At 65.5% G+C, this 23699-nt stretch carries 20 protein-coding genes; 9 read left to right on the top strand and 11 right to left on the bottom strand.

Annotated elements, in window-relative coordinates:
• Positions 1-32 precede the first annotated feature (32 nt).
• Both AC0L30_RS26935 and AC0L30_RS26930 read right to left on the bottom strand, forming a co-directional pair.
• The gene (locus AC0L30_RS26935; RefSeq protein ID WP_473405613.1) at positions 33-617 is read right to left on the bottom strand and encodes a HutD/Ves family protein; all 585 of its coding nucleotides are present in this window, start codon (positions 615-617) and stop codon (positions 33-35) included.
• Between the two features lie 103 nt (positions 618-720).
• Positions 721-2811: an adenylate/guanylate cyclase domain-containing protein gene (locus tag AC0L30_RS26930; protein WP_473405612.1), complete on the bottom strand. Its 2091-nt coding sequence runs from the start codon at positions 2809-2811 to the stop codon at positions 721-723.
• A gap of 319 nt (positions 2812-3130) precedes the next feature.
• On the opposite strand from AC0L30_RS26930, the gene AC0L30_RS26925 reads away from it, so the two are divergent.
• The 4 genes from AC0L30_RS26925 to AC0L30_RS26910 are packed head-to-tail and all read left to right on the top strand — an operon-like array spanning position 3131 to position 5675.
• Positions 3131-3436, top strand: a complete 306-nt coding sequence (locus AC0L30_RS26925; protein ID WP_007600627.1) for a BufA1 family periplasmic bufferin-type metallophore — start codon at positions 3131-3133, stop codon at positions 3434-3436.
• Positions 3437-3482: 46 nt separating this feature from the next.
• The gene (gene bufB, locus AC0L30_RS26920) at positions 3483-4397 is read left to right on the top strand and encodes an MNIO family bufferin maturase (protein WP_473405611.1); all 915 of its coding nucleotides are present in this window, start codon (positions 3483-3485) and stop codon (positions 4395-4397) included.
• A complete protein-coding gene (locus tag AC0L30_RS26915; protein WP_473405610.1) occupies positions 4387-5166 on the top strand; it encodes an HvfC/BufC N-terminal domain-containing protein in 780 nt (259 codons plus the stop codon). The genes bufB and AC0L30_RS26915 overlap by 11 nt, the downstream gene beginning before the upstream one ends.
• A complete protein-coding gene (locus tag AC0L30_RS26910; protein ID WP_354168897.1) occupies positions 5166-5675 on the top strand; it encodes a DoxX family protein in 510 nt (169 codons plus the stop codon). Before AC0L30_RS26915 ends, AC0L30_RS26910 begins: the two co-directional genes overlap by 1 nt.
• Before the next feature lie 15 nt (positions 5676-5690).
• On the opposite strand, the gene AC0L30_RS26905 is transcribed toward AC0L30_RS26910, so the two are convergent.
• The 3 genes from AC0L30_RS26905 to AC0L30_RS26895 are packed head-to-tail and all read right to left on the bottom strand — an operon-like array spanning position 5691 to position 7777.
• Positions 5691-6536, bottom strand: a complete 846-nt coding sequence (locus tag AC0L30_RS26905; protein WP_354128865.1) for an SDR family NAD(P)-dependent oxidoreductase — start codon at positions 6534-6536, stop codon at positions 5691-5693.
• Between the two features lies 1 nt (position 6537).
• Positions 6538-7098 (bottom strand): carboxymuconolactone decarboxylase family protein, encoded by a 561-nt coding sequence (locus tag AC0L30_RS26900; RefSeq protein ID WP_473405609.1) that lies wholly within the window; start codon positions 7096-7098, stop codon positions 6538-6540.
• Positions 7076-7777: a TetR/AcrR family transcriptional regulator gene (locus AC0L30_RS26895; protein WP_219685324.1), complete on the bottom strand. Its 702-nt coding sequence runs from the start codon at positions 7775-7777 to the stop codon at positions 7076-7078. Before AC0L30_RS26895 ends, AC0L30_RS26900 begins: the two co-directional genes overlap by 23 nt.
• 89 nt (positions 7778-7866) lie before the next feature.
• On the opposite strand from AC0L30_RS26895, the gene AC0L30_RS26890 reads away from it, so the two are divergent.
• From AC0L30_RS26890 to AC0L30_RS26880, 3 genes are all read left to right on the top strand, one after another.
• Positions 7867-8856 (top strand): Bug family tripartite tricarboxylate transporter substrate binding protein, encoded by a 990-nt coding sequence (locus AC0L30_RS26890; RefSeq protein WP_473405608.1) that lies wholly within the window; start codon positions 7867-7869, stop codon positions 8854-8856.
• A 40-nt stretch (positions 8857-8896) separates the two neighbouring features.
• Positions 8897-9433, top strand: coding sequence for a VOC family protein (locus tag AC0L30_RS26885; RefSeq protein ID WP_219685325.1), 537 nt, complete (start codon positions 8897-8899; stop codon positions 9431-9433).
• Between the two features lie 115 nt (positions 9434-9548).
• Positions 9549-10361, top strand: coding sequence for a class I SAM-dependent methyltransferase (locus AC0L30_RS26880; protein ID WP_473367208.1), 813 nt, complete (start codon positions 9549-9551; stop codon positions 10359-10361).
• Positions 10362-10386: 25 nt separating this feature from the next.
• On the opposite strand, the gene AC0L30_RS26875 is transcribed toward AC0L30_RS26880, so the two are convergent.
• The 3 genes from AC0L30_RS26875 to AC0L30_RS26865 form a co-directional block, all read right to left on the bottom strand.
• Positions 10387-11943 (bottom strand): L,D-transpeptidase family protein, encoded by a 1557-nt coding sequence (locus AC0L30_RS26875; RefSeq protein WP_473405607.1) that lies wholly within the window; start codon positions 11941-11943, stop codon positions 10387-10389.
• A gap of 357 nt (positions 11944-12300) precedes the next feature.
• Positions 12301-13326 carry a fatty acid desaturase gene (locus AC0L30_RS26870; protein WP_473405606.1) on the bottom strand — a complete coding sequence of 342 codons (1026 nt, stop codon included), beginning with the start codon at positions 13324-13326 and terminating at the stop codon, positions 12301-12303.
• 167 nt (positions 13327-13493) lie between these two features.
• On the bottom strand, positions 13494-14930 hold the full coding sequence (locus tag AC0L30_RS26865; RefSeq protein WP_473405605.1) for a lipopolysaccharide biosynthesis protein: 1437 nt from the start codon (positions 14928-14930) through the stop codon (positions 13494-13496).
• A gap of 306 nt (positions 14931-15236) precedes the next feature.
• Between AC0L30_RS26865 and AC0L30_RS26860 the strand changes: the two genes are divergently transcribed.
• The gene (locus AC0L30_RS26860; protein WP_473405604.1) at positions 15237-16304 is read left to right on the top strand and encodes an endo-1,4-beta-xylanase; all 1068 of its coding nucleotides are present in this window, start codon (positions 15237-15239) and stop codon (positions 16302-16304) included.
• Positions 16305-16316: 12 nt separating this feature from the next.
• Here the strand turns inward: AC0L30_RS26860 and AC0L30_RS26855 are convergent, their stop codons facing one another.
• The 3 genes from AC0L30_RS26855 to AC0L30_RS26845 all read right to left on the bottom strand — a co-directional run bounded on the left by AC0L30_RS26855 (position 16317) and on the right by AC0L30_RS26845 (position 21623).
• Positions 16317-17267: a DUF6492 family protein gene (locus AC0L30_RS26855; protein WP_354128863.1), complete on the bottom strand. Its 951-nt coding sequence runs from the start codon at positions 17265-17267 to the stop codon at positions 16317-16319.
• Between the two features lie 95 nt (positions 17268-17362).
• Complete coding sequence (locus AC0L30_RS26850; protein WP_473367203.1) at positions 17363-18157, bottom strand: protein-L-isoaspartate O-methyltransferase family protein; 795 nt, start codon at positions 18155-18157, stop codon at positions 17363-17365.
• A gap of 1 nt (position 18158) precedes the next feature.
• Positions 18159-21623: an ATP-binding protein gene (locus tag AC0L30_RS26845; RefSeq protein ID WP_473405603.1), complete on the bottom strand. Its 3465-nt coding sequence runs from the start codon at positions 21621-21623 to the stop codon at positions 18159-18161.
• Positions 21624-21765: 142 nt separating this feature from the next.
• Between AC0L30_RS26845 and AC0L30_RS26840 the strand changes: the two genes are divergently transcribed.
• The gene (locus tag AC0L30_RS26840) at positions 21766-23694 is read left to right on the top strand and encodes an AMP-binding protein (protein WP_473405602.1); all 1929 of its coding nucleotides are present in this window, start codon (positions 21766-21768) and stop codon (positions 23692-23694) included.
• The last annotated feature ends 5 nt before the right edge of the window (positions 23695-23699 follow it).

The raw sequence follows: 23699 nt of genomic DNA, 5'->3' as shown, positions 1-23699 counted from the left end.
GTACGCATCGCTCTGATCGGCGGGAACGCCGTTCAGCCGACGACCTGGATAGACCCCAGCACGGCCAGCCCCGAGACGAGCGCAAGCGCCGATGCTCCGGTCAGTTCGACCTTCAAGGTGTTTTCGTGCGAAATCGCAAAATCCGTGCCGTCGAGACGGATGTCGCAGTCGCCATGCGCCGCGTAGATGAGATGCGTGCCGGCGGGCAATCGCCGGTCACCGGGCGCCCTGAGCGCTTCGAGCTCAAGCGCGACCGCACCGCTCCGGCCCATCAAATTCACGACTTCGACTGGCCCTTCCTGGAGCTCGGTGACGATCTCGAGCTCGCCGGTGAAACGCACCGTGGTGAACGGCTCGCGCTCGTCGAATTCCTGCGTGGGCGACTTCAGCACCAACCCGCGGCCGCCGACCACCATCTGTAAACGGTCGATGCCGGGCATATGGGAGAATGGCCCGGCCGCCACGATCGGCGTGGAAGCAAAGCGCCACAGCAAGCTGTCCCAATCCCTCACGCTGGAATCGGCGCGATGGGCATCCGCGATATCGGTGAAGATGCCGCCGCCGTTCTTCCAGGGCGAGCGGGCGTAGTCTTCGGACTTCAGCAGTGTGGTTTTCATGTCTTGAGGTGGTCCGGGAGCGTAGGAGGGCGGGTGTCAGCTGCGTATCATGCAGATAGGTTTGTAGCCAGCTCGCTTCCCGCAGCACGCCAATCTTTCGCGACTACTTCGTCGTCAGTGCCGCGACCGGGCGCCACGCAACATCAGGCGCGCTCTCAACCAACTGCCGGCAGCGATCGCGCATCAATTCAGCCGGACGATCCGAGCCGCGCATGTTCAGCACGGCTTCAAAATCAGCGAGTGCAGCCGCAAACCGGCGCGCGCGATAGTTGGCGAGGCCCTGTTCATAGCGGACGATCCAATCGAGCGTCTCGCCGCCGTCCTCTCCGACGAGTCTGACCAATTCGTAGACCGCAAAACCCTCCTCGCGTCCATACACGGCGATGCTGTCGATCTCGCGCGTGACGATGGCGCCGCGTGCGAGACGTTCGGTCGCTTCGCCAACGAGGATTTGCGTGCCGTAGGATTTGTTGGCGCCCTCGAGGCGGCTTGCGACGTTCACGGCATCCCCGATCACGGTGTAGTTCAAGCGCAGTTCCGAGCCGATATTGCCGACCAGCATGCGGCCGGAGTTGATCCCGATCCGGATCTGGAGCGGCTGGCCGAGATCGTCGGCAAGGCCCGACGCCGAGATTGCCCTGCAACAGCCGAGCGCCGCGCGGCAGCAGCGCAGCGCGTGGTCGGCCTGCGGCTGCGGCGCGCCCCAGAACGCCATGACGGCGTCGCCGATGAACTTGTCGATGGTGCCGCCATTCGCGACAACGGCCTCGGAGGCGAGGTCGAGATAGCGCGACAGCAACGGCACCACGCGATCGCCGAGCCGCTCGGACAGCCCGGTGAAGCCGGCGATGTCGACGAACATCACGCTGAGCTCCTGCATGCTGCCACCGGGTCTTGCCTCGACGCCCTGGCGCAACAGCGAGCGGACCAGATCGGCCGGGATGAACTTGCGAAACGCCGACAGGCCGGCCGCCATCTCGGCGATCGCGCCCGACAGGCTCGCGATCTCCTTCAGCCGCGACGGATGGCGGCGGACCTGCTCCAGCGCGAAGGCTTCGACATGACGGAGCTCGCCGACGACACGCGACAGCGGCGCGGCGATGACGGAACGCGCCAGCATCGCCGAGGCCAGCGCTGCGAGCACGGCGCCGATGGCAAGGCCGAGGATCAGGCGGCGCAATGTCGTCTCGACCGGACCGAGAAACTCGGCCTCGGGGATCACGGTCGCCAGCGACCAGCCGGGAAACGGCAGCGGCGTGAGCGCCACTTCGTAAGCCGCGCCACCCGATGTCAGCCGGCTTCGCCAGGCTTCCTTACGGCCATCTTCGCCCGCCTTCACGAGTGCCATCCGCGCCAGCGGTAGCAGCGTCGTATCGCCCTTCGCAACGTGCAGCTCGTCGGCATCCTTGTCGGGCGCCGCGATCAGCTCACCACTGCCGTCGATGATGAAAGCCGTTCCGGTGCGCCCGACCTCGAGCTGCGACAGGAAGCGTGCGAGCCTGGTGTATTCGATGATGACCGCGAGCACGCCTTGCCGCTCCTGGTACACGTCGATAGGTCCGGCAAAGGCAATCGACGGCCGCTCGCCGGTCGGATGGTCCATGACCTTGAACCACTCCGGCTCCCCGGCCGCCAGCCCGGTCTTGAACCAGGCGCGATCGGCGACCCGAAAATCCGTGGGCTCGAAACGGCGATTGGCGAATTCGATGTCGCCGGGCACCACCTCGTATTCGTCGATGCGGCGCTGGCCGGCATGATCGGTCAGCGAGATCTCCATCATTTCGAGGCGGCGGTCGCCGAGCTTGTGCGCGGCGAAGAAGGAGCCGTCGGGCCAGCCGAAGGCGACCCAGGAGATCGTCGCCTGCGATTGCAGTTGCGACAGGAACACGAATTCGCGCTTGTCGGCCTCGCGGGTGTCGAGCACGTTCTGCAGGAACAGGGTGCGGATCGCGGTGTGGGCGGCACGCGCCTCGTCGACGATCGCGGCCACCTCCTTGCGGACGGCGGCCACGATCTGCTCGTTGATGGTCGATGCGAGCTGCCGGCTCGCCGTCTCCGCCGTGCGCCACCACAGGAGGCTGGAGAGAGCCGCGGTCAAAAGGATCGCGGTCAGGACCAGCGCCGAGACGGCGAGCCGAATGCTGACCGTCAGCTTCGCGATCTCGCGCAAGTGCCGTCCGGGATCAACATTCATCGCTGTTTCCGTTCTCCGGCAAAGCGGCGACTGGCCACCTCCTGTTACCGCTCTACGCAGCGCGTATGCATTCGTTACCTGTGGCATCCATCGCGCCCCGCCGCCAATGCTCTCCGGCTAAGGTCTCGATAGAGACTAGGCATTGGATTGACCGGCCAGTCACCCGCTAATCCGATCCAAGCGCACAGCCCGTGCGCCCATCTAACCGCCTCACGAACTCGTGACCTACTTGATTGGTAACGCGAGCCGGGTGCGAGGCGAACCGAACAAGGCGCTCTTCGCCTGCCAGGCGATGCCATCTCGAACAGGAGAAACTTCAATGTCTGCCAAACTTGCCGTGACCACGCTCGTTCTCGCCGGCGCCATGTCGACCGCACTGGCGACTCTGGCCACTGCTGCTCCGCTGACCAAGGCCGAGGGCGACGCGGCCGTCGCCGCCAAGAAGGAAAAATGCTTCGGCGTCGCCCTCAAGGGCCAGAACGATTGCGCGGCCGGACCAGGCACGACCTGCCAGGGCACCTCGACCGCCGACTTCCAGGGCAATGCCTGGAAATTCGTCCAGGGCGGCACCTGCACCAGCATCGAGCTGCCGGGCGGCAAGAAGGGCTCGCTCAAGCCGGTCTGACGCGCTGCGTCGCGACCACCACAACAGGGAAGAGCGGAGAGAAACCATGACGACGGCAATCGCGCCTGACATGTCTGCGGTGCCCCTCCGCTATTCCGCGTCCCTCGGCGGCGTCGCCGGGACGAGCTTCAAGCCCGAACACCTTCAGGCGATCCTGAGCACGAAACCGCAGCGCGGCTTCTTCGAGGTCCACGCCGAGAACTATATGGGCGCAGGCGGACCGCCGCATCGCGCACTGGAAGCGATCCGCCGCGACCATCCCGTCTCGCTGCATGGCGTGTGCATGTCGATCGGCGGACCGCAGCCGCTCGACAAGGCGCATCTGGCCCGCTTTCGCGGACTGGTGGCGCGTTACCAGCCCGCGCTGGTATCCGAGCATCTCGCCTGGTCGACGCATGAGACCAGCTTCTTCAACGACCTGTTGCCACTGCCCTATACCGCGGCGACGCTCCGAAACGTCTGCGATCACATCGATCAGGTGCAGGACGCGATCCGTCGTCCGCTACTGCTGGAAAACCCGTCGACCTATGTCGCTTTTCGCGAATCGTCCATGAGCGAGACCGATTTCATCCGCACTGTTGCCGAACGCACCGGCTGCGGACTGCTGCTCGATATCAACAATGTCTTCGTATCAGCAACCAATCACGGGTTCTCGGCGCTCGACTACCTCGCGGACTTTCCGCTGTCCCGCGTCGGAGAGATTCATCTCGCCGGCCATGCCGAGCAGGCCGACGACGGAGGCGACCTGCTGCTGATCGACAGCCATGACGGCCCGGTCGCGGACGCCGTGTGGAAGCTGTACGAGATCGTCATCCAGCGCCGCGCTCCGGTGCCGACGCTGATCGAGTGGGACAGCAAGATCCCGGATTGGCCGGTCCTGCAAGCGGAAGCCGCCGCTGCGCAGGCGATCCTCGATCGTTACCGCCCGGTCGGGCTGACGGGAGATCGTCATGCCGCCTGAGCCTGACCTTTGCTTTGCCGCAGCCTTTGCACCGGCGCTGCTCGACCCGGTGCGCCCTGCGCCTGAGATCGTGGCCGGTCCGAACGGCAAGGCCCCCGGCAAGCGCTACGATGTCTACCGCAACAATGTCACGGTCAGCCTGATCGACGCGCTCGCCGCGATCTATCCGGCGGTGCAGCGCATCACCGGCACCGACTTCTTCCGTGCCATGGCGCGCTTCCATGTTCGCCAGACGCCGCCGATCTCACCGCTGCTGTTCGACTACGGCCGCGACTTCCCCGTCTTCATCGCGCAATATGAACATGCGCAGATGATGCCATGGCTCGCAGATGTCGCACGCATCGAGCGGGCCTGGCTCGATGCCTATCACGCCGCCGACGCAGCACCGCTGTCGCCGGCGCAGCTTGCCGCGGTTGCGCCGGAGCGGCTGGGCGATCTCGTTCTCATACCGCACCCGGCAGCGGGAATCGTGCGATCGCAATTCGCGGCGGTGACGATATTCGCGGCCAACCGCGATACGTCGCCGGTCGGGCGCATCGACGCTGCGACACCGGAGGACGCGTTGGTCACGCGCGCCGAATTCGACATCGAGGTCCGGCACCTGCCGCCCGGCGGTGCGGCATTCGCGAGCAGCCTGATGTCGGGTCGGCCGCTCGGCGAGGCCGCTGCACGCGCACTGGACGCCGCGGCCGACTTCGACCTCGCTTCGAACATCACCGGCCTGATCGAGGCGGGCGCCTTCACCTCAATCGCTTTCGGAGACGTCTGATGATCACCGACCAACGCATGCAGGCCGGTGGCGGCCTGCCCGCACTCGGGCTCCTCGTCGACAAGGCCAATCATCTCGTGCAGGCCATCGCCTCGCCGTCGATCGTTCAGCTCGTGCTCCGCGTCGCGCTGGCGGTGCCGTTCTGGCGTTCCGGCATGCTCAAATGGGCAGGCTTCCTCAGGCTCAACGACACTGCCGTGACCTTGTTCAGCGACGAGTTCATGCTGCATCTGCCGGGCGGGCCCTATCACTATCCGGCGCCGACCGTCATGGCCTTTCTCTCCGGATGTGGGGAAATCATGTTCCCGATCCTGCTCCTGCTCGGCCTCGGCACGCGGTTTGCGGCGCTCGGGCTGCTGTTCATGACTGTCATTGTCGAGCTGACTGTGCCTGACGGCTGGCCGATCCACACCACCTGGGCGGCGATGGCGCTCGGCATCATGGCTTACGGGCCGGGCCGGGTCTCGCTCGACCACCTGATCTGCCGAGCGCGCACGCCCGAGCCATAGGCGCGAGGCGCCCTCTCACATCCCGCTCAGCCCGCTATCGACCGCGAGCGCCTGCGCGGTGACGTAGACGCTCTCGTCCGAGAGGAAGAACAGCACGGCATAGGCGATCTCCCAGGCGGTAGCCTGGCGGCCGAACGGGATTTGGCCCTTGCCGCGCGAGGGGCGGCCGGCGCCGGCTTCGCGGCCGTTCGGCGTGTCGACGAGGCCGGGATAGACCAAGTTGGCGCGAATGCCGCGGCGCGATCCGAGATGGGCGATGTTGCGCATCAGGCCGCCGAGCGCGGCTTTCGAGGAATCATACACCGCCATCTGCGAGCCGGCCTTCAGCGCGGCGATCGAGGAGATGAAGACGATCGATCCGCCGTCGTCGAATTTCGGCAGGCCCGCGCGGCAGCACAGCATGGGCCCGCGAACGTTGACGTCGTAGATCGCATTCCACTCCTCGGGGCTGACGGCATCGAGCCCGACCTTGCCGAAGGTGCCGATGTTGAGCACCATGCCGTCGAGCCCGCCCATGGCGCGATGCGCCTCCTCGATCATGCGCACGATTTCGGCCTCCGAGGTGACGTCGGCGGCAATCGCAAAGGCTTCGCCGCCTTCGTCGGTGATGCGCTTGACGGTGTGCTCGGCCGAGGTGCGGTTGCGATCGGCGACCGCGACCTTGGCGCCCTCGCGAGCGCAAAGAATGCTCATGGCGCGGCCGTTGCCGATCGGATCGGTGGCGGCGTCGAACACGCGCTGGCCACCGCCGACGATCAGGATGCGGCGCCCCTTAAGGCGCCCCCTGCCCAGCGCTTCGCCCAGCGATTCCGCACTCGGCGGGCGGACGTAGCGGTCCCGCTTGCTATCGGTATCCGTCATCTCAGGCGCCCGGCTTCTTGCCGCCGTCATAGACCGCCATGCCGGCCGCGGGATCGAGATCCGTTTCGGTCGCCTCGGTGACGCGCGCCATCATCATGTAGAAGCCGAGCGCGACGATGGATTCGACGATCTCCTGGTCGCTGAAATGCTCGCGCATGGCGGCGAAGATCGCCTCGGGAACGCGGACGTTCTCGACCACTTCGCGGCCGAATTTCAGCAGCGCGCGCTCGGCCTCGCTCGAGCCGGCGGCATCGTAGTCGGCGCGCTCGACCGCGTCGATCTGTGCTTGCGTGCAGCCGACGCCAAGCGCGATCGGCACGTGCTGGCGCCATTCATAGGCGCCGCCTTCGAGCTGGGCTGCCTGGAGGATCAGGAGCTCGCGATTGACCGCACTGAGCTTCTGTTTGTGCAGGATCGAATTGCCCAGCCGCATCGCCGGGATCATGTTGGCTTCGGCGTGCGCCATCATGCGGAAAATATTCAGCTTGACCGGCATGCGGTCGAACGAGGCGCGGATGTCGCCGCTGGTCGTCTCCGGATCAATCAGGGGCAGCCTTGCCACGATTCTCTCCCTTGGCTTTTCGTTTCTTGTTGTCGTTTGTCCCGCCATCCGCCGCGATCAGCGACAGGAAGAAGGCGAGATAGCGGTCGATCGCCTCGATCACCTTCGCCCGCGACGACGGTGCCGCGCCCATCACGTAATGCTCGAGACGGATGTAGATCAGCCCGGCCGCAAACAGCCGCGCGGTCTCACGCGGATCCGGAGTCGAGACCAGACCGGCGAGCGCAAAGCCGCGGAAATAATCCGTCATCATGCTCTGCTCGCGCGCATAGAAATGATCGGCGAATTTGGCGCGGATGCCGGGCACGCGATTGCGCTCGGCGGTGATGACTTTCTGGAACTGGTGCTCGCGCGGATCCGACCATTGCTCGACCAGATCCAATGCAAACTGGCGGCAGAACGCGGCGGGCTGGCGCGCGAGCTGCTTGTAGCGCGGTTCTTCCAGCCGGCTCGCCGAGCTGGCCGGACCGTGCTCGCTGACGATCGCCTCGAGGATCGCGGCCTTGCCGGCGAAGTGATTGTAGAGGCTGCTCTCGCGAATGCCGACGCGACGCGCGAGCTCGCGCATCGAGGCGCCGCCATAGCCGCTCTGCGCGAACAGATCGAGCGCCTCGGCGAGGATGCGCGCGCGGGTCGTGGGCGCAGCCGCTTCCGCCGCGCTGGTGGTGTGAACAGCCATTTGGCTTGACTAACGAACGATCGTTCGCTAGTCAACCGCTTCAACTCCGCTCTCAAAAGAAGCGGAGAGCAATCTGGGGAGACTAGGTCATGGCGCGCTTCGTCCATTTTCGTCTGCTGCGCGCCACAACATTGTCATTGGTCGTAACGTCCTCGGCAATGCTGCCTGCGCGCGCCGAGGATCCGGCCGCCTATCCCACCCACAAGATCAGGATGCTGCTGCCCTATGCGGCCGGTGGCGGCGGCGACGTGATCGGGCGGCTGCTCGGCGACAGGATGGGCAAGACGCTCGGACAGAGCGTCTATATCGAGAACCACACCGGGGCCGCCGGCACGCTCGGCACCCAGATGGTCGCGGCGTCGGCGAATGACGGCTACACTATCACCGTCGGCGGCATGACCACGCATGTGCTGGCGCCGGCGATCTATCCGAAACTGCCCTACGATTCGATCAAGGATTTCACCACGATCGGGCGCATCGGCACGTCCTCGATCATGCTGGTGGCGACCAAGGATTTTGCGGCCGACGACATCAAGGGCCTGATCGCGTTGGCCAGGAAGGGCGAGCCGATCCGGTACGGAAGCTGGGGCGTCGGCTCGACCGGACAATTCTGCGCGGAAATCCTGATGCAGCAGACCGGAATCAAGATGGACCACGTGCCGTTCAACGGCATCGCCAAATTGGCCGGCGATTTGCTCGGCGGCCACATCTCGCTGGCGACACTCGACATGGCGACCGCGACTCCGCTGGTGAAGGACGGCTCGATCAAGGCGCTGGCCGCCTGCGGCGAACGCTCGCCGAGCCTGCCGGATGTCGCAAGCTACAAGGAACAGGGCGTGCCGTTCGACCGCAGCCTGTCCTGGGCGATGTATGCGCCTGCGGGCCTTGCCGAACCGATCGCAAGAAAGCTGTCGGCGGCATTGAAGGACGCGCTCGCCGATGCCGAGGTGAAGGAGAAGCTGCTGGGGCTCGGGATCACGCCGCAATTCGTGCCCGGCGACGAGCAGCGCGACATCAACGCCCGCGACATCGCGGCCTGGAAGCAGGTCGCGAAGGACGCGAGCATTGAAGTGAAGTGAATCGAGGTCAGGTGAACAAGCTGACAAGAGGAGCGCTGGCATGAGCCGCATCTTCGGCGCGGTGCGCCAGAACGGATATGTGGTGCGGGACATCCACGCCGCGATGAAGCACTGGATCGAGGTGATGGGCGTCGGTCCCTGGTACTACATGGACCGCGTCAAGACCGACTGGTTTCGCCATCGCGGCGAAAACTCCGCCGTCGAGATGAGCATCGCGCTGGCCAATTCCGGCGACCTCCAGATCGAGCTGATCCAGCAGCGCAACGACGCGCCCTCGCTGTACAGGGAATTCCTCGAGTCCGGCCACGAAGGCCTCCAGCACATGTCCTACTGGAGCCACGACTACCAGGCGCTCTATGACAGGGCGCTCGGGCTCGGCTACAGGATCGGCCACGAGGGCCAGATCGGCGGCGACAAGGGCCGCTTTGCCTATTTCGACACCCAGGCCCATCCTGGGACCGTGATCGAGATCTCCGACATCAGCGGCACCAAGGGGCCGTTCTTTGAGAAGGTCCGGCAGGCGGCTTTGAGCTGGGACGGCACGCGGCCGATCCGGGAGGTCGGCGGGAGCCGATGACGCCGGCGGCCGGCAAGGCGATGCAACAACCGGCCGGGTTCACCGCGCTGCTGGCGCGGGAGACGGCAATCCATGGTAACGTGAGCTTCGTGTCCGAACCTTCAGCGAGGCAAGCATGTCCAACACTGACAAGGTTTTCGCCGGCTCGATCCCGAAACTCTACGACGAATATCTGGTCCCGCTGATCTTCGCCGTCTACGCCGAGGACATCGCAAGACGTGTCGCGGCCCGGTCTCCCTCCGTGCTGCTCGAGATCGCGGCGGGCACCGGCGCCGTGACGCGCGCGGTCGCGGCGGCGCTGCCGCGCGGCGTCCGTTATGTCGCGACCGACCTCAACGAGCCGATGCTCGCCGTCGCGGCGCAGCGCCAGGCGGATGACGATCGCATCTCGTGGCGTCAGGCCGACGGATCGGCCCTGCCCTTCGACGACGCCGAATTCGACGTGGTGTGCTGCCAGTTCGGCGCCATGTTCTTTCCGGACCGCGTCAAGGCCTACGGGGAAGTGAAGCGCGTCCTCAACGGCAATGGCACGTTCGTGTTCAACGTCTGGGATCGCATCGAAGACAATGTGCTGACGCATGAAGCCACGGTCGCGCTCGAAAAGCTGTTTCCCGACGACCCGCCCCGTTTCATGGCCCGGACGCCGCACGGCTATCACGACAAGGCCGTCATCAGAACCGACCTCGAACGCGCAGGCTTCCGTGACATATCGATCGAAACGCGACCTGAAATAAGCCGCGCGCCATCGCCCGAGCACGTCGCGATCGCGCTCTGCCAGGGTACGCCGCTGCGCAGTGAGATCGAGGCAAGGGACGCCAGCAAGCTTCAGGCTGCGACCGACATCGTTGCCGAGGCGATCCGGACGCGCCATGGGTCCGGACCGATCGAGGGCAAGATCCAGGCTATCGTGATCGAGGCGCGGCGATAGTGGCGGGCTTCGATCTGCCCGCCTCCTACCAGAAGCCCCGCTGCATCGGCTGTGCCGGCTGATAATATTGATACTGGCCGCGCCGGCGCGGATTGACCGGCTGCGGATTCGGATCGCGCTGGAAGAAGAAGCCGAAACCGTTGCCGCCATTGTCCCAGCCGTCGTCGCTCGCCATGGCCATCGGAGGCGCGGTCGGCTTGCGCGTAATGAAACCGCCCTGGGGCTGGTTGCTCAGCACCGCGACGAACTCGGTGCGGTAGTTGGTCTCGCTGCTCAGCGGCTCGTCCGAGATGATGATCGAAGAGCGCGGCAACGCGGTCGGCGCAATGCGATCGAGCACCTCCTGCGGGATGGTGATGCGATCGAGCGCGTTCCTGGCGTTGTCGCCGTCGTCGATCGTGACCACGCTCCAGCGCAGACCCGTGTCGTTCTTCGCCATCGCCGTGAAGATATGCGTTCCGAGCGGCTGATCCGGATTGCGGATCGTGACGGGAACCTCGATGCTGGTGTCGAACACCTCGCCGCCGCCGTCCGGTGCCGGCTTGTGCGTGTTCCGCCGCACATAGAGCTTCTGCGTCGCGCGGCTGATGTAGACCGAGACCGGCTCGAGCGCGAGCTTTGCGTCGGTCGCAGCCTTCACGGCGTCGGCCTTCCTCGCCGCTGCCGCCTTGGCCGCCTCTTTCGTGGCAGCGACCGCATCGCGCTTCGGCTGTGCGGCGGCCTTGGCGGCATCGAGCTGCGTCGCCGCGTCGGCGGCCCTGGTGGCGGCCTTTTGCTTCAGCTCCTCGGCCTTGGCGCGGGCCTGATCGGTCTTGGCGGCCGCGAGCTGCTTGTCGGCGAAGGCGAGCTCGGCGTCAGCGCGGGTCTTCTGCTGTTCCAGCTTGCGCAGCGAAGCCGGCAGCGATGCCGCCTCTTTCGCGGCCAAAGTCGCGTCCTTCTTGGCCTCGTCGGCCGCCCTTGTCGCCTCCTCGGCCTCGCCGGAGAGCCTGCCGATCCGGCCCGGCGCCGCCGCAATGGCGTCCCGCTTCGGCATGAACAATGCGGGATGAACGATGTCGATCGGCGCCGCGTCGTTCGGCGAGATGATCACCCGCATCCCGATGTTGGTCTTGTCGAACAGGCCCTCCGCGAAGCCGAACGGCATCCGCACGCAGCCATGCGAAGCGGCGTAGCCGGGCAGCGGCCCGCCATGCAGCGCGATCCCGTTCCAGGTGATGCGCTGCATGTTCGGCATCCAGGCGTCGTCATACATGGTCGAGTGGTGGTCCTTGTCCTTCTCGACGATGGCGAAGACGCCGGCCGGCGTCTCGCGTCCCGTGGTGCCGGTGGACACCGGCGCGCGGAAAATCCAGCCCTCGGCGTCGTAGAAGGTGACCTGCTGGCTTTTGATCGACACGATCGCCATGATCGGCTCGCCGGCCTCGCGCGGCGCCACCGCCTCGACCGGCTGACGCGCCTGCTTGGCCGCATTGGCCGGGGCCACAGCCGCAAAGGCGAGCATTGCCGCCAAGGTCGCAATTCCGGGAGGCCCCCAACGCCGCATCGCCACGGTAGATTGCGCCGTTGTCGTCAGGTTTCTCATGCCATCCTCGGTCGAAATGCCAGTCCGCCGGTCATTGATCAGATTGCGATCTTTGAATTAAGAAATTGCAGCCGCCTTACGTTCCGTCTGTGGCGACATTCGGCACGTTCCGGCGATAAATCTCATATACGACGGTTGACGCAGGCGGAAGGGCGGCGCGCGGCCGAAGCTGGCGGTCTATCGCTGCGACAGAATGACCGGGGGTCGGTGACACGGCTGCCAGCGCCCGGCGTCGGACGGCGAAGCCACCTTGAACGGGCGCAGAACGCCCATCGCCTTCCGATCGCGCGGATTCACGCCATTCGGCGGCCGCGCGGGGGCGGTGTAAGCGAAACCGCTGGGGCCAAGGCCGCCTTTTCAAACAAGCTTGGCTCCCTTGCCAAACAAGGCTGCCTCTCCAAAGGAGACGAGCCGCTGCCGCTCCTCGTCCCACAAGGTCAGCCGCACGGTCCGCAAACTCTGGAGCAGCGTAATCCGCCCGACACCAGCGAACTGCGGATTGTCGCGCAACACGTCCTGCAAGCGATAGTAGGGAATTCGACTGGACAAATGATGGATGTGGTGGACGCCGATATTTGCCGTGAACCATCGCAGGACGCCCGGCAATTGATAGTGAGAGCTGCCGTGCAGCGCAGCGTCGTGAAAATTCCAGGTCTCGTCGTGGGCCCAATGCGTGTGCTCGAACTGGTGCTGGACGTAGAACAGCCAGACACCGATCGACGCCGCCAGAACAATGATCGGCAGATGCACAAGCAGGAACGGCCCATAGCCGACCAGCTGGATCATCGTGACGACGAGAACCGCGAGGGCGATGTTCGTGCCCATCGTGCTCAGCCAGGGCTTCCAGCCGCGACGCATCATCCCGACCGGCAATCGGTGCTTCAAGATGAACAAATACGAGGGACCGACGCCAAACATCACCAGGGGATGTCGATACAAACGATATAGCGTCCGACGCCATCGCGACCGCCCGAGAAATTCGCGCGTGGTCAACGTGTCGATGTCGCCTAAGCCCCTTTGATCGAGATTGCCGGAGTTCGCATGATGGCCTGCATGGTTGCGCCGCCAGTAGCCGTATGGCGTCAGTGTCATCACGCCGAGGGCACGGCCGACCCAATCGTTCGCAAGGCGGCCGCGGAAGAAAGAGCCGTGTCCGCAATCGTGCTGGATCATGAAGAGGCGGACCAGCAAACCCGCCGCGGGCACCTCGAGCAGGAGGGCAAACCAATAGCCCTGGTCAAGAGCGGCCCAGATCAGAGCCCAGATGACGACGAACGGTATCGCCGTAATCGCCAGTTCGAGGATACCCCGCGCATTGTCGGGCTCGCGATAGCGGGCAAGCAACTGCGCCGATGCGCGGATTTCCGGTATTCCTTGGCTCATATCTGCTCTGCTCCCGACATGCGGCCCAAGAAGCACGGTTATGGCCATGGACGCAACAAAAACGCCCTCCGCCTGGAGCGCTTCCGGTCGGAACCGAGCCATCGCCAAGCCAAGCGGCGCTTTCAGAGCTTCAGACGGTGAGGCCGAGCCTCGTCAGATATTGCGGCTTAAACGCCCAGCGCCTTGCGGTTGAAGGTTCGCAGGAAACGCAGCGACATCGTCCGGACGTTTGCGACGTTCAGCAACCAGCCGGCGGCGGCATAAGCGAGCCCGCCGGCGAGGCTCACGACAATGAGCGGGACGAGGCCGATGCCGTTGACCTGGGATTGTGCCACGAGGATCGCAGCCGCCATCGCCGCGGCGGAGACGGCAAGGCCGGCGAGGCGGTGGAGGTCGAACGGGACCGGATGGGCGCGATGCATCAGGACGACGGCAACGAGGAAGCCGATCGCTTCGGTCGCAAGCGTCGCCAACGCCGCGCCGTAGAGACCATGGCCGGCCACCAGCACGAACATCAATGCCACGCTGACGACCAGCGTCAGGAACGACTGCGCCGCCAGCATGAACGGTCGCTCGGCGAGCTGGAAGCTGATCTGCACGTAGAATTGATTGGCGATGCCGAACAAGCGCGCGAGCACCAGGGTCGGCAGCAATGTCGAGACCCCGGCGCGGAAGTCGACGCCGACGAGCGTGCCGGCGACCTGGTCGGCCGCAAGCGCAAGCCAGACGGCGACGGGCGCGACCACGACGAGCAGAAGTTCGAGGCTCTCGGTCAGCCGCTCCCGCGTCGTCTCGATGTTTTTGTCCGACAATGACCGGAACACCAGTGGCACGGTCGCCGCGGCGACGCTGGAGGCGATCATGACCATGAACTGTCTCGGCAGATCGGCGGCGACGCCAAAGATGCCGGCGGCGTCCTTCCCGAGCAAATAAGCCACGATGAGCCGGTCGCAGGCCGAGTAGACCGCAACCGACAACCCCGCCAGCGTCAGCGGCAGGCCGTAGCGCGCGAGCTGCACGAACTGGCTGCGCTGAAAGCGCGCGATCCTGGTGCGGTCACCGACGAGGTTCAGGATGATCCCGGCGAGCGAACCCAGGCCGAATGCGGCGAGCAGTCCCAGTCCACCCCAGCCGAGCCAGATGCCGAGCAGGCCGAAACCGACGCTCGACACGCTGCGCACGATCGAGATCGCCGCGAATCTGTAAGGTCGCAGTTTGGCGCGCTCGAACTCCTGGCCGACATCGACGGCATTCGCCATGATCGCAACGAACATGCTGGCAAGCAGCAGCCCAACGCTGAGATCGCTGCGGAACAGGAAGACCAGCGGCGTGGTGGCGCAGAGGACGGCAACGGTGAGCGCGAAGGCGACCATTGCCGTGCCGCGAAAATCCACCTCGGCCGACATCGCCTGATAGCGCGACACGGACAGCTTGATCCAGGCGAAGAAGATCGCGCCCAGAATGCCGGCCAGGCTGATGCCGACGACATAGACGCCGTACTCCGCCGGCGTCAGCAGCCGGGTGTAGGCCGTGACGGCGAAGAAGCCCACCGCCGCAGGCAGGATGTAGGCGACGAGATAAATCGAGAAATGGCGGTTCAGCATGCGAGCACGGGACCGGCAACGTTATTGCGAGTGTGACGGCCGTTCATCAATTGGACCATGGCGGGGCGAACGAAATGCGCCGCAGCATCTCTCAAGAATGTCACATAAGTCTGGAGATCGGGCGGCGAATGCGGCTTTGAGGCCGCTTTCGCGGGTTAGCGTTAAATTTGCCCTTCCCTGGTGGGGGGCAGGACCACTGAAAGGAACCGTAATTCGGAGATGGCAAAGTTAACCCAAGGAGGGAAAACCCCGGCGTTGCAAGGCGTCGCTTGGTACGATGGCGCGTTGGCTCCGATAAGGAATGCCGTGACCAGGCTCGACAGACGCGAATTTCTCCTCGGCAGCGCCGCAGCGCTCACGGCGGCCGCATCGGCGTCCGCAGCGCCGGCGTCGAAACTCGCCCAGCGCCGTCAGGGATTTGGTGCCGCGGCCACGCTCTGGGATCTGCAAGCCGATCCCAGGCTCGGCGAAGCCATCAGCACCTATTGCACGCAGGTGGTTCCGGTGCTCGAGCTGAAATGGCCGATGCTGCGTCCCGACGCGCACACCTTTGCGTTCGAACGCGCCGACGCGATCCTGGATTTCGCCCGACAGAACGACCTGACGATGCGCGGCCACGCGCTCGCCTGGTATCACGACATTCCGGACTGGACCAAGCAGATCAAGGATGCCAAGGGCGTCGAGCGCGCCTATGTCGACCACATCGGCACCGTCGTCTCCTATTACAAGGACAAGCTGACGTCGTGGGACGTCGTCAACGAGCCGATCCCGGACAATCCGCGCAGCCCGAAAGACCGGCGCGAGTCGTTCTGGACGCAGCATTTGGGCAATCGCTGGATTCCGCTGGCGTTCCGCACTGCGGCCGCGGCCGACCCCTTCGTCAAGCTCGCGATCAACGAATACGACATCGAGTCGGCCAAGGACACGTTCATTGCGAAGCGCGCGGCCTACCGTCATCTCATCATGGACCTGCTCGACCAGGGCGTGCCGTTGCACGCCGTGGGACTGCAATCGCATCTGCATGCCGAGCTCGAGATCGACACCCATGGGCTCGCGGAATTCGTCACCGAGCTGCGCGCATGGGGCCTTGAGGTGTATGTCACCGAGCTCGACGTCGACGATCAGAAGCTGACGGGGACGCCGGCGGAGCGCGATGCCATCGTAGCCAAGCGCGTTAATGACCTCCTGACCGCGATCTCGACCAGCGGACCGGTGCACTCGATCCTGACCTGGGGCCTCTCGGACCGCTATAGCTGGATCAACGGCACATTTGCGCGGGCGGACAAGCAGCCGAACCGTCCTTTGCCGCTCGACGGCGAGTTCAAGCCGAAGCCGTTCATGAACGTGATCAGCAAGTTCACGAGAGACGCGTGAAGGCGCCGGGTCTCAGCGCGTCTTCGGAGCCTCGAACTGAACCTCGTCCCCCATGTCCTCCGGAGACAGGCTCGGACCGCGACGGTCGCGCGAGCTGAGACGGAACACGTCGCGGATGTCGTCGATCGAGGTCGACGAATAGGACTGGATGCACAGCGCCACCTGGTCGGGCGAAGCGGCGCGCATCATCGCTTCGATGGCCGGGCGGTCGAGGCGCGTGTCGTCCCAATGCGAGACCGCGATGCTGTCTTCGGTGACCCGATGGGCGGCCAGATGCGCGGGCGCGTTCGCGACGAAATGGCCGTACATGAGATATTCCGAGAACTTCTTCTTCCGGCACAGTGCCAGAACCCAGTTCAGTCCCGTCGCCGACTTGATCGCCTCAGTCATCGCACGCGCGGTGTCCTTGTCCCAGACCAGCGCGTTGCCGACATAGTCGTCCGCAGGGAAGGACCGGTCCTTGATGCCAAGGAGCTGATCGACGGTGCGGAGCCACAGGACATGCAAGGGGTGGGCGGCGTCGATCCCGTTGCGCGTGACGAACAGCGGCGTCTTCTCGGCGCCGGCATACTGGCCGACGTCGAATTCGCGGAAGAACAGATTGTCCGAATCCAGGATGCAGACGCGCTGCTCCGGCGCGTTGAGGACGCCGGCGATCTTGAGAATCTGCTGAATGTGCCAGCCATGAACAGGTGACGACAGCAGCGACAGCCAGACGCGCCGTTTGCTGATGAACTGCAGAGCCGGCGGCAGCGCCCACAGCCATTTCGGCAAATAGCGCGAGGCCGGAACGATGACGCGCTTGTCGGAAGCGAACCGCGCGAACAGCGGCAGATCCTCATCGTTAACGAGAACATAATGCCGCGTGTAGCCCGTCAACCAGGTGTCGATGCTTTCGCTGAGCAGCGAAAAGCGCTCGATATCCTTGGCGTAGCTGGCGGTCAGCAGGGCAACGGAATGCATGGCGCGCGCTCGTATGGCGATCAGGCCGCAGTCATAGCGGCGCCGAGGCGTGTTGAATACTTACATTCGCAATCAAGGTAAAATGAAACGAAGCATTAGCCATCCGACGGCAGCCCCTGCTCGATGCCGCGAAAACGCAGCGTCGCCAGTGCGGAGGCGCGCTGCCACCAGTCGGCGACGCGGTCGTCGAGCGCGGTCACGCCTCGACCCTGACCGGGGAAGATCCGGATCTGCTGCACCGCCTCGGCTTCGAACCCCTTGCCCTTGCGGGTGATCTTGAGCGCGGCGCCTTCGCGGTCCCGCTGGGTCAGGGGTACAAGAAGCCGGCCGCGCGGACGAAGCGACCGAAGCCACAGCGGATGCGGCTGCGAGAAGCCGGCATGAACGATGATCACGTCCGCGGGCTCGCGGATGTCCTCGCATCCGTCGCCATGGACGACCGCGACGTTGCGATAGGCGCCGAGATAGGTCGCGGCCCGCGCCGCAAGCCGCTCGTCGCATTCGATTGCCTGCACCCTGCCCTTCGGGCCGACGATCTTCGACAGCACGGCCGAGAAATAGCCGAGCCCGCAGCCGATCTGGACCACACGGTCTTTTTCGCCGACGTCGAGCAAATCGATGAAGTGCGCCCACAGGCTCGGCAGTCCGGTGTCGAGCTTGCGGCGCGCATCGATCGCGACCAGCACATTGTCCTGGAGATGAACGGGATCGGCATCCGGCGTCAACCGATAGTTGCGCGCCGCCTCGCTCTTGATGCGCCATGGTCCCTTCGCCAGAAACTTTTCGCGCGGAACAGTGCCGAGGGCTTCGAGCAGGCGCGTTGAAGAGATCCGCTCGCGCCTTGCGATCAGCTCCACGTAACGCGCACGCGCGGCGGCAAGATCGCTCATCTCAGGGATCGGCCTGTTCACGAACAAGCGCGCCCGCGCCGAGCTCGTCGATCAGTTGCATCGCCTGTTTCAGGTCCGGCGTGGAGAAGCCCTCGCTGAACTTGCCGAGGATCGGTACGAGCAGGAGACGAGCGTGCTCGCGCTTGCCGCCTTCGTGCGACAGGCGCGCGAGGCTGACGGCGGTGCGAAGCTCCCAGGACAGCGCGCCCTGTTTGCGCGCGATCTCCAGCGACAGGTTGAACAGGTCCTCGGCCTCCTGCACCGAGGCCGGATTCCCGTCCGACAGGGTGATCTCGCCTTGCAGGCGGTAGACTTCGGCGAGGTAGGAGTGGTCGCCGGTCCGTCTTGCGGTCGCGAGCGCACCGTCCAGCGCGCGCAAGGCGGCATCGCGCATCCCGACCTTGGCGTAGGCCTCCGCAAGCAGGCAGCGAAACCAGCAGCCGGCGAGCCAGGAATCCATCGCTTCGTATTCGTCGAGGCCGAACCGCATCTGGCTGAGGCCTTCGTCGGCCTCGCCGAGCTGCGCCAGCGCCCAGCCGCGCAGGATCGCCGCCTGCTGCTTCCAGTGCAGGAAGTTGTGCTCGGTGGCGATGATCATGGCACGGTTGGCGTGGTCGCGCGTGCCCTCGACATCGCGCAAATGCTGGCAGAGATAGGCGCCGAACACGAGCGCGAAGGCGAGCGTGAAGGGGTGGCGGATCTTCTCGGCGTTCGCGATCGCCTGCTCGCTGTGCTGGCGCGCCGCGTCGGGCCGGCCGAGGAACCACAGCAGATAGCCGAGATAGGACAGCGAGACGACGCCGGGATCGGTGCCGTGCCGCTCCATCAGATCGGAGTGCAGGTCGGGGCTGTAGAGGTCGATGCAGCGGTGCAGATGATGCTGGGACGCGGCAAAGCGCCCGCGATAGAGCATGGTCATCGCGATCGAGCGATGCGCCTCGATCAGATAGCCGGTCTGCTGCGCCGGCTGTGTCCCCTCGTTCAGCCGCTCGCGCTTGGCGAACTTCAACAGCTCGACGCTGAGATCGTGCGCGCGGGTCAGATCGGCGCGGATGAAATGACAGACCCAGAGCCCGCGCGTGGCGGCGAAGGCCTTTTCGTCGTCGTCGAGCTGCTGGCCGAGTTCGAGGGCGCGAACGTAGTTCTCCTCGACCTCCTGCACGGCATAGCCCTTGGCGGCGATCAGCGCGTTGCCGAGCGCGATGCGCAGCTCGAGCTCCATCTCGTCGGCGCCCTGCATGCGCGCATTGGCCTGCACGACGCTGAGGCCGCGGCCCAGATGCCCGATCGCCTCCAGATTGGCGCCACTCTTGGCCGCCTGCTTGCCGGCCTTGAGCCAGAAGCTGGCGGCGCTCTCGCTCTGGCCGGATTCGGTCATATGATGGGCGAGCAGTTCCGGTTCGCGCTCGGTCTTCTCGGGATACATCTCGGCGAGCACCTGGGCGATCCGGGAATGCAGCTTGCGCCGCTCGCTGTGCAGCAGGCTCGCATGTGCGGCGTTCTGGATCATCACGTGCTTGAAGGAGTAGAGCGCGTCGGGCGGATGGCCGCGGCGCATGATCAGCCCGGCCTCCTCCAGATGATTGAGCGCGGCCTCGATCTGTTCGGCGGGCGTGTTGGCGACCGCGTGCAGGGTCTCGTAGGAGAATTCGCGGCCGATAGTGGCGCCGATCTGCGCGATCCGCTTGAACGGCCCCATCCGGTCCAGCCGCGCCATCAGCGAGTCCGTCAGCGTCGCCGGGATCGCAAGCTGCCGCCACGGGCCCGACAGCACGTAGCGCCCGTGCCGTTCGGTCAGGAGGTTGGATTCGAGAACCGTCTTGGTCAGCTCCTCCAGGAACAGCGGCACGCCGTCGGTCTTGACGATGATCTCCTCGATGACTTCCTTGGGAAGCTCGCGTCCCGCCACGCGCTCGACCAGCGTCGCGCGCAACTGCCGGCTCAACCGGCTCAGCACCAGGGTCGTGATATGCGAATGGGCGTTCCAGCTCGGCTGGAATTCGGTGCGCGCGGCGATGATGACCAGGATTGCCCGGTTCTGTGCCCGGTCGACCAGGAGATCGATCACCTCACGGGACGTCGGGTCGATCCAGTGCAGATCCTCGAATGCGATCACCAGCGGCTGCTCGCGCGCAAGGCCGAGGAAATGATTGACCAGCGCCGCGACGGTCGCATCCTTTTGCTGCTGCGGCGACAGCTCCAGCGGCGGATAGCGGTCACCGGTCGGAATGGACAACAGCGCGGCAAGCAGCGGCGCAACCTGCTCGATGTCGCCATGAGCGGCAGCGATCGCGGTCTCCAGGCTCGCCAGCGACTGCACGGACGCATCCTCGCGATCGAGACCGAGAGAGTATTTGAGCTGCTCGGCGAACGGATAGAACGCCGTGGAGGTGTAATAGGGCGAGCACTGGAACGAGACCTGTCCATGGCGGTCACCGGCGATCCGTTCGAAGATTTCCTGGATGATGCGCGACTTGCCGATGCCGGGCTCGCCGAACTTGACCACGACCTGGCCCTCGCCCTCCTTGGCCTGCTGCCAGCGCCCCATCAGCAGCGCAATCTCCTCCTCGCGGTTGACGAGCGGGGTCAGCCGCGTGCCCATCGCGGCGGCGAAGCGGGTCTCCACCCGCGAGGCGCGCATCACGTGCCAAGCCTGGGCCTTCTCCGAGATGCCCTTCAGCGCGTGGACGCCGAGATCGCGGTAGTCGAACTTCCCCTTCAGCAGCGACTGGGTCGACGTGGAAATCACCACGCCGTTGGGCGGCGCCAGACTTTGCAGCCGCGCGGCGAGATTGACGGTTTCTCCGACCGCGGAGTCGCGCTCTTCGGTGCCCTGTCCGACGAGGTCCCCAACCACGACGAGACCGGTCGCGATGCCGATGCGGACGGCGGGTGAGTGGCTGAGCGCACCACGTGGCTCGATCGCGCGGGCGGTCGACAGCACCCGGACGATTTCCAGCCCCGCTCGCACGGCGCGCTCGGCGTCGTCCTCATGTGCGGTCGGATAGCCGAAATAGACCAAAATACCGTCCCCGACGAAGCGGGCGGCAAAACCTTCGTAATGCTTCACCACGCGGACACAGGTTTCGCGGAAGCTCGCGATCATGTCGCGCACGTCTTCCGGATCGAACTGCACCGAAAGCGAGGTGGAATCCACCATGTCGCAGAACATGGTGGTGAGCTGACGCCGCTCGGCGCCGACCTCCGTCCGGACTTGCGGGCGCGCCGTCGCGTCGGGCTTTTCAGCGGTTTCGGCCCGGAACAACGCGGTCATGGCTCGCTGGAGCCGCTTCCGATCGCCGAGCGGCAATCCAAGCTCGACGAGATCGGATTCGGTCAGGTCTCCCATGACGTCGAGATCGAGACGGTGCTGCGCGAAGAGATCGGTATAGTGGCTAAGACCGATACCCTCGAGCCAGCGCTTCAGCCCGCCTTCCGCTCCCGTGCCCGGCTCATTCTCCAGCATGGTGATTCCGCCCGACCAATCACTCCGTCGAAGGGCTTAGGGCCCCGCAACCACAGATTTTGGGGCCAAAACTTCACCTCAGACTGGACGCGTTCCCTAACTTCTTGGAAGAATAGCCCAATCGGATCAAAAGGGAACGGAATTGTCGGACGCCACACGCCCAGCGCCGCAGGAATTGGCCGGCACGACGGCCGAAACGGAGATATTCGCGGATATCGGCGGTCTTCTCGATTTCCATGCCCGCAAGACGCCGGCGGCCCCCGCCCTCCTCGCCCCCGGCCGGCCGATCCTCAACTACGGCGGGATTGGCGCGCGGACGCAGGATCTCGTCCGCACGCTGCGCGGGTTTGGCATCGCCCCTGCCGACCGCATTGCGGTTGCGCTGCCGCGCGGTGCCGACAGCGCACTGGCCCTGATCGCGGTCGCCTCGAGCTGCGCTTGCGTCCCCGTCAATCCCGATCTGACGGCGGACGAGCTGCAACGCTATTTCAGCGAATTGAAGCTGACGGCGCTCGTCACCCGGGCCGACACGAACTCGGCGGCCCGCGATGTCGCCAAGGTGCTCGATATTGCCATGATCGATTTCGTGCCGGGGGCGCAAGACGATCTCGGCGGCTGCACGTTCGTCGGGCCGGCTGTTGGACCGGCGAGCAGCAGCGGCGCCTCGCGCGGCGACGATGACGCGTTCATCCTGCTGACCTCGGGCACCGCGGCGCGGCCGAAGATGGTGCCGCTGACGCATCGCAATGTGTGCCTCTCCGCCTACAATGCCGGCCGCGTGCTGTCGCTTGCGTCCCACGATCGTCTGCTCAACGTCCTGCCACTGTTTCACGCCCATGGTTTGATCTCCGGCCTGCTAACGGCGCTGGCCGCGGGCTCCAGCGTGATCTGTACCGAGGATTTCGACGCAGCCTCCTTCTTCGGCTGGATGCGGCAGCTGCAACCGACCTGGTACACGGCCGTGCCGACCATCCATCGCGCGCTGCTGACGGCGGCGGAGGCCGACCCGGATCTTGCCCGATCGTCCTCGCTGCGCGTGATCCGCTCCGCCTCGGCGTCGCTTGCGCCTGCGATCCTCGACGGACTGGAGGCGACGTTCGGCGTTCCCGTGCTCGAAACCTACGGCATGACTGAGGCGGCCTCGCAGATCGCGGCCAACCCGTTCGAGCTGCGCAAGGTCGGATCGGTCGGCCGCGCCGCGGGCCCCGAGATCGCCATCATGGACGAGACCGGCCGCGCGCTCGCCAGCGGCGAGCACGGCGAGATCATGCTGCGCGGACCCAATATGAGCCACGGCTACTATAATGACGAGGCGGCGACGCAGGCCGCATTCCGCAACGGTTGGTTCCGGACCGGCGATCTCGGCTATCTCGACGCCGACGGCTATCTCTTCATCGTCGGCCGTATCAAGGACGTCATCAACCGCGGCGGGCAGAAGATCTCGCCCCTGGAGGTCGAAGATGTCCTGCTCAGCCATCCGGCGGTGCTGGAGGCCGGCGTGTTTGCCGTCCCGCACCCGAAGCTCGGCGAGAACGTCGCCGCAATCGTGGTGCTGCGGCCGAATTCCGAGGCGACCTCGGACCAGTTGCGCCAGTTCGCCCGGAAACGGCTTGCGGCCTACAAGGTGCCGAGCCTGATCCGTAGCGTGGCGACGCTGCCGAAAGGCGCCAGCGGCAAGGTCAAGCGCAATGCGCTGGCCGAGCTGATCGCAACAATGGGCGGCGGCGAGGAGGAGGCCCGTCTGCCGCGCAACGCGCTGGAGACTGAGCTCGCCGGGATCTGGGCCAATTTGCTGGAGCTGCCGCAGGTCGGGAGCGATCAGGATGTCTTCGCGCTCGGCGCCGACTCGCTCGCGGTGACGCAGATGCGCTCGCGCCTGCGCGAACGCTTCAATGTCGATTTCTCGTTCGAGGACGTTTTCGATTGCGCCACGCCCGCCGCGCTTGCGGCCCGGATCGAGACCGCTGCAACCCATCGCGAAACGATGCTGCCGGGGGGGGGGGGGGGGGGGGGGGGGGGCGCGCCCCGGGGGGGGGGGGCGGCGCGGGGGGGGGGGGGGGTTGTGTTTTGAGGGGG

The organism is Bradyrhizobium sp. MI1.11, assembly GCF_055811255.1.
The sequence above is the reverse complement of the archived record's forward strand: the minus strand, read 5'-3'. Positions and strand labels throughout refer to the sequence as shown.